This window comes from Bifidobacterium catulorum (assembly GCF_003129925.1).
GTDB lineage: Bacteria > Actinomycetota > Actinomycetes > Actinomycetales > Bifidobacteriaceae > Galliscardovia > Galliscardovia catulorum.
In genome coordinates this window covers 1-7,394 of sequence record NZ_QFFN01000058.1, presented here as the reverse complement: position 1 = coordinate 7,394, position 7,394 = coordinate 1, and the positions used below count along the sequence as shown (strand labels likewise).

General features: G+C 68.7%; 1 protein-coding gene. It reads right to left on the bottom strand.

Going from position 1 to position 7,394, the window contains the following annotated elements:
• Nucleotides 1-616: 616 nt before the first annotated feature.
• Nucleotides 617-7,394, bottom strand: a 6,778-nt coding sequence (locus DF200_RS10250; protein WP_109138173.1) for a type I polyketide synthase, incomplete at its 5' end; no start/stop codon positions are given.

Below are 7,394 nucleotides of genomic sequence, written 5' to 3'. Positions count from 1 at the left end.
CGCCGCCAGCGCCCGATGGGTATAAGAGCCAGGGTGGGGGTGTGGTGTGGGTGTGGGCGGCGGGTGTGGGCGCGGCGGGTGCAGCGTGTCACGCGGACGGGGCGTAAATGTGACCGGGTATATGAAAAAACGTGACCGGGTATAGGTACGCCCGGTCACGCCTCATGGAAATCGTTGAAATTGCAATGGTTTTCAGACCGCGTGACAAGGCACAGGCATACCCGGTCACGCAACATACACCCGGTCACGCGACAACCTGCACCCGGTCACACAACCTACACCCCGTCACGCAACACGTACCTGGTCACGCAGCACAACCTGCACCCGGTCACACAACCCGTGACCGGGTACGCGACCGCAGTATCCGGAGCCGCCCGGAGCTGGGTTTTACGCACGGATGCGTTATAACCAGCGCTGAGGAACGATACGCAACGGGTTTTACGCACGGATGCGTTATAACCAGCGCTAGAGAACGGCACGCAACGGGTTAAACGCACGGATGCGTTATAACCAGCGCGGGGAGACAGTACCGAAAGCGGAAGCCGAGGCCGAGGCCACACAAGAAGCCGAGGCCGCGCACGGAAGCCGGACGCGGCCCTGGGACATCAGGGAAGCGCTACGCCTCGTAGTAGCCGGAGACACCAAGGCGGGCGTTCGGGTCGAGCAGCATGGCCTTCTCGACCTCATGACCGTCGTAACGGCCGCCGTCGGCGAGACGCGTGCCGTCCTCGCGGAAGCGCCGGTTGTCGATCGGCTCGTAGAGCGCGGCGCGACCCATCATGCCTTCCTCCAGACGACGCTGGCCGGCGGCGAGACGGGCGTTGGCGCGGGCACGCCACTCGTTCAGCGCCTGCTCGCCGGCGGTGTTGGCCACGGCAGCCTCGAACGCACCCGGGTTCACGATGGCCGCGAATCCGGAGACGTGGCCGAAGCCGAGCGACGTGGCGAGGCCCGCCTTCACCGTGCCGACATGCAGCGGACGGGTGAGCCACACCATGTGGTCGTCGCGGCGCAGCTTCGGGTCGACGCAGTCGAGCGAGGCGTTGGCCGGGACCACGCCGCTGTTGAACAGCTGCGTCAGGCCGTTGACCTGGAAGATGCAGGCGCCGCCCTTGGCATGGCCGGTGAGCGTCTTCTGCGAGATCACGAGCAGCGGGTTGCCGTCGGTGCGGCCGATGGCGTGGGCCAGCGTGTTGTGCAGTTCGGACTCGTTCGGGTCGTTCGCGTTGGTGGACGTGTCGTGCTTGGAGACCACGGCGATGTCGTCGGGCGTGACGCCGAGACGGGCCAGGTCGTGCACGAGCTTGGAGTCCTTGCCGCCACGGCCTGCGGCGAGCGCGCCGAGACCGGGTGCGGGGATGGACGTGTGCGCGCCGTCGGCGTAGCTGTGGATGAAGCCGACCACGCCGGCGACGGGCAGGCCGAGCTTCAGCGCGATGTCTCCCCTGGTGAGGAGGATCGTGCCGCCGCCCTGGGATTCCAGGAAGCCACCGCGGCGACGGTCGTTCGCACGGCTGAAGAAGCGCGCGTCGATGCCCTTGCCGTACATCTCCTGCGAGTTGGCGGTGGCGTTCATGTTGCCGAAGCCGATGACCGATTCCACGCCGATGTCGTCGATGGCGCCGGTGACGACGAAGTCGGCCTTGCCCAGCGCGATCTTGTCTGCGCCCTCCTCCAGGGAGACGGCGGCGGTGGCGCAGGCGGAGACCGGCTGGACCATGTTGCCGTAGCCGCCGATGTAGGACTGCATCACGTGGGCCGCGACGACGTTCGGCAGGGCCTCCTGCAGGATGTCTGTCGGGATCTCGTGGTTGAGGAAGCGGTCGAGGTAGAGCTTGCGCATCGAGGCCATGCCGCCGAAGCCGGTGCCCTGCGTGCTGGCCACCTGCGAGGGGTGGATGGACTGCAGGATCTCGGCCGGGGTGAAGCCGGCGGACAGGTAGGCGTCGACCGTGGTGACGATGTTCCACAGCGCGATCTTGTCAACGTCGCCGACCATGGAGGCGGGGATGCCCCACTTGAGCGGGTCGAATCCCTTGGGGAACTGGCCGCCGACGGTGCGGTTCATCGTGGCGCGGCGAGGCACGCGGACCATGGAGCCGGCGTGGCGGATGACGTTCCATTCACCGGATTCCTCATCGGCAGCGATGCTCGTGTGCTTCGGGTCGAGCTTGACGTATTCCGCGGCGATGTCCTTGGTGGGCACGGAGAAGGTGACGTCGTGGTCGAGGTAGACTTCGGCCTCCTCCTCGTCGGCGCCGTCCTTGTAGTCGTTGCCCATGCCTTCCTCGAACGGGCGGATGCCGGAGCGGGCCACGACCTCGTCGTGGTAGCGTTCGGCGATGTCCTCCTCGGGCACGAGTTCGCCGTCGACGTCGTACCAGCCCGGCTTGGGGCTGTCCTGCCAGGTGAGCAGGCCCATGTTCCATGCGAGTTCGAGCACGGCGCCGGCGGAGAGGTCGACCTCGCCGTCGGAGTGGATGCCGAGTTCGGCCTCGAAGCGGGTGCGGCCGGAACCCCAGGGGCCGAGTTCGCCGATGGAGACGATGACGATCTCGTCCTCCGGTCGGGCGGTGACGCCCTCCCAGTCGGCGAGGTCGACGGGCGCCTGATGCGGCACGTGCGGGGTGGGCAGCGCCTTGATGGTCTCGCCCTTCGGTTCGGCGGAGGCCGCGGCCTCGGATGCCTGTCCGTCGGTGTCGGCTGCGGATTCCTCGGCATGGGCCGCGGCGTCGGCCATGGCCTCGGCGCGCAGGGCCCTGATGTCGATGGGCTCGTTGCCGAGTCCGCCGGTGAGGTCCACGTCGAGCGGGGCCTCGACGGCCTTGGCGCGGGCCTTGGCGTCGGCGAGGTCGAGCAGCTTCACGGCCATGTCGGCGGTGGAGTACGTATGGATGCCGTGGCGTTCGACCACGTCGACCAGCGGATCGTTGCCGCCCATGAGGCCGGTGCCGCGCACCCAGCCGATCTTCGGATGGGCGAACGTGACGCGACCGGACCACGTCTTCTCGGCGCGGGCGCGGTTGACGATGGCGTCGAAGGCGGACTTGACCTCGCCGTAGGCGCCGTCGCCGCCGAAGATGCCACGGTTCGGGGAACCGGGCAGCACCACATGCAGCTTGTGCTGCACGTCGGTGTCGGCGCCGATGCGGCTCAGTCCGGCGATGGCGCGTTCGACGCCCCAGAGCATGAGGCGCGCCTGGGATTCGAACAGTTCGCCCGAGTCGGCCAGGGTGCCGTGCACCGGCGGGGCCGCGAACGGGAAGAACAGGCTCGGCTCATAGGCGGGTTTGAGAATCGTGGTGGTGGCGCCGTTGACCTTCTTCTGCACGTTGCCGACCCAGGCGACGAGCGCGTCGACGTCACGGTAGCTGGAGAGGTTCGCGGGCACGAGCCACAGCCGCGCGTCGCCGGTGGCGTGTTCGCGGTAGGTGCGCTTGGCCCACGCCTTCACGCTCGGCTTGAAGCTGTGCGAGGTGGCGATGACGGTGGCGCCTCCGGCGAGCAGTCCGGACACGACCTGTGCGGCGATCGAGCGCGGCGCCACGCCGGTGACCACGGCCACGTCCCCGGCGAAGCGGGATGCCGCGGCGTCGTCGGACGTGGGTTCGAGTGCCTCCTTGGCGATGCGGTCGAAGGCGCCGCGCAGGGCGGCGTCGTCGGTCCTGCCGGCGAACCACGTGGCTTCGTCGGCCACGGCCTTGCCGAGTCCGCGGAATGAGCCGTCGAGCGCGGCCGCGTCGTTCTCGTGGAACGCGCGGGCCAGGTCCTCGCGGGCGGACGCCCAGCGGTCGTCGAACAGGATGGCCTTGTTGGCGTCGAAGCGCGGCTCGACCTGCTTGGGCCAGTCGGAACCGAGTTCGGCGTTGACGGCCTCGACCACGGCGGCGTTCTCGTCCTCGCCGGGTTCGGCGGCGGGGGCGGCCACGCCCAGTTCGTTGAGCACGAAGCGCGCGGTGGAGGCGAGCACGCCGTTGGCGCCGGTCACCTTTTCGGCGAAGGCGTCGAGGGCCGCGGAGTCGACGACGGCACCGCCCGCGGCACCGCCCGCGTTCGGCTTGGAGACGGCCACGCCCTTGGTCTGTCCGACGAGCACGACCGCGTCGTCGATGAGCTTGTCCGCGGCGGCCGCGTTGGCCACGGCGCCGGTGGGCAGCTTGGCGAGGTCGTCGCCGCGGGAGCTGGCGCCCTCGCGGGTGTCGAGCAGCAGGGCCGCGGTGACGGCGGCCACCCAGCCTTCGCCGAGCTGCCAGACGCCGGTCACACGTTCGCGGATGTGCGAGGGCTTGACGCCGGCCGCGCCGAACAGCGAGCGCATACGGTCGCGGATGGCGTCGGAGAGCACAGGGCCGAACGGCTTGTAGTTCGGAGCCACCTTGTTCACTATCTGCGCGAGCTGTGGCAGCGTGGCCTCGGCGGCGCCGTCCACGCTGGCCACGCCCAGCTCGGAGCTGATGTCCATGAGCAGCTGGTTGCGGCGGGAGGAGACGCCGTTGGTCAGGGTGTCGGTGGTGTCGTTGGCACCGATCTGGTCCAGACGGATCTTGGTGGAGTAGGCCATGAGCACGCCGATGGCGTCGGAGGCCTTGAACGGCAGGTCCTCGACCGGACCGGCGACGGCGGAGCCGAGCTGGCCGACCGCGGAGTCGGGGGCCGCGGCGGGAGCCGGCGTGGCAGGGGCCGGGGTCGGCGAGGCGGGCGCAGCCGGAGCCGATGCCGCCTGCGCGGCGGCCGGCTTGGTCTGTTCGGCCGTCTCCGTCGCCTCCACGGATTCCGGTTCGCTCACCAACGAATCGGAATCCGTCATATATACACGTCCCTCGTCCCTGCCGACGTTGTAGACGGTGACCTTGCGGTTCTTGAAGTCGGGCAGACGCAGGGTCTTGGCGCCGAGGTTCGCGAGCGTCGGGGCGTTGCCGAGACCGACCTCCACATACTCCTCCACGCCAAGACCGCCCTTGGCCTGCTCGCCGAAGAGCAGCGCCTGGGTCTCGATCCAACGCACCGGCGAGGCGAACTGCCAGGAGAGCAGTTCGGTCAGAAGCAGTCGTCCGAGTTTCTGGTCGTCCTCGGCGTAGGAATCCCATACGGCGTCGTCGTCCAACGCGGCCTTGATGCGTTCGGACGGCACGACGTCGAGGATCTTCCTCGCGAACTCCTTCGTCATCTCGAACGGCGCGGCCACGAGGTTCGGAATATACCGGCCGACGAGACGACCACGATAATCGATGTGCTTGGGCAGCAGGGCGTCGAGCTTGTCGCGGAACTCGGGCACGCCCTTGCGCAGCAGCGTCGAATGGAACGGCACGTCGATGCCGGGCACGAGCATGAACGCCGGCTTGCCGCCGTATTCGGCCACACGTCGGGCGGCATCGGCCTTCAGGGCCTTGAGACCGGCAATCGTGCCGGCGATGGCGTACTGCTGGCCGGCGAGGTTGTAGTTCACGATCTGCAGGAACTCGCCGCTCTTCTCGGCCACGGACTCCACATACGCCTTCACGTGGGCGTCGTCCACACCGAACTGGTTCGGACGCAGCGCGCCCATGCGGTAGTTGGAACGGCCCTGGGCGTCGCGCGGAATCAGGTGGTGCATGGTCGAGCCGCGGTGGAACACGAGCTCCAGCACGGTCTCCAGCGGAATCACCTGGGCGAACGCGGACAGGGCGTTGTATTCGCCGAGCGAATGGCCGGCGAAGTAGGCGGGCCAGATGTCGCTGCCGGTCTCGCGCAGACGCGCGGTCTGGGCGAACGCCACGGTGGCGAGCGCAACCTGCGTGAACTGGGTGAGGTTGAGCAGGCCGTCGGGATGACGGTAGGTCACGCCGTTGGCGGTCAGTTCCTTCGGGTTGTCGCGCACGACGGCGAGGATCGAGAATCCGAGCTTGGCGCGAGTGAGCCTGTCGGCGCGCTCCCACACGTCGCGGGCGGCTGCGGACTTGGCGCGCTCGTCGAGCACCATGCCCTGCTTCTGGATGCCCTGGCCAGGGTAGACGAACGCGGACTTCGGCGCGCGGACGATGGCCGTTCCACGTGAAACGATGTTGCCGTCGATGCGGCTGGTGACCTCAAGCACCATGCCGCCGTGGCTCACCTTGCCGACGCGTTCGACGGAGATCTCCACCTCGTCGTTCAGCTGGACCATGCCGTACATGTTGTATGTCCAGCCGGCGATCTCGTAGTGGGCGCCCTTGTTATCCACGGCCTGCACGGCGTGCTGCGCGGTGGCGGAGAGCCACATGCCGTGCACGAGCGGGGCGGCGAGGCCGCTGACGGCGGCGCCGCGGTGCGATGTGTGGATGGGGTTGAAGTCGCCGGACGTACGGGCGAACGCGGTCATCTCGCCGGGGGCCACGACCTTCACCCGGCGCAGCAGACGGCGCGGGGTGTCGAGCGTCTCGGCCTCGATGCCGCCGTATTCGGGGGCCTCGGCCGGCAGCGCGTCGGAGTAGGCGCGGCCGCGGATGGCGAAACGCTCGGTCTCGTTGGCGAGCACGGTGCCGTCGGCGGCGGCGTGGATCACATGGATGGTGACGACGCGGCCGGACGCGGACTCGAAGTAGTCCTCGGCCCAGCTGGTCAGCGAGATGGTCTCGCCGGTGTGGGCGAGCAGCTCGTCCTCGGTGACCTCCAGACGGATGAGATGGTCGAGGTGCACGGCGTTGAGCAGGCCCTCGATCACCGGGAAGCCATGTACGTACACGGAGCCGAGCGCCGCGTAGATGGCCGGCCATGCGGGGCCGACGAGGGCGTCGGGCGCGATGCGCGACGGCACGAGGCTGGCCGGCAGCGCGCCGCCAGTGGCGGCCTCGTGGTCGAAGCCGAGATTGGCGCTCAGCGTGTAGGACGCGTGGGCGCGGCCGAACGGATACGCCGTCTTGTCGTCGGCCTGTTCGATGGCCGGCATGGCGTCGAGCCTGTCGCCGGTGATGGCGGTGTTGCCGATGCCGGCGGTGTCGGCCAGCATGCGGTACACGTGCTCGGGCAGGCGCTCGCGGTCGACGACCGGGAACAGGCCGGTCTCGTTGCCGTTCACGTTGAGCGGGATGACGATGTCGCGCACGGCGTGCTTGCTCACGCCGCCGTCGGGGTCATTGTCCCAGTAGGTGTCGAGATGGATGTCGAGATCGAATTTCTCGACGGGACCGTCCTCGCCGACCTTGCGGATCTCGTAGTGCTCGTCGCCCACCTTGGTGCCGTAGGCGGGGTTGGCCATGAGATGGCCGACCCAGGAGATGTTCGGGCTCTTGCGGATGAACTCCTCGGCCGTGGCGGAACCGCCCCGCGTGGAGAAGGCCCCGCCCCACCCCCCGCCGTCGGCGGCCAGCTCCCCTCCCGGGAGGGGAGCCGAAGACGAGGATGGAGCGTCTTCGACAGAGGCATCGGCGGAGGCGGAG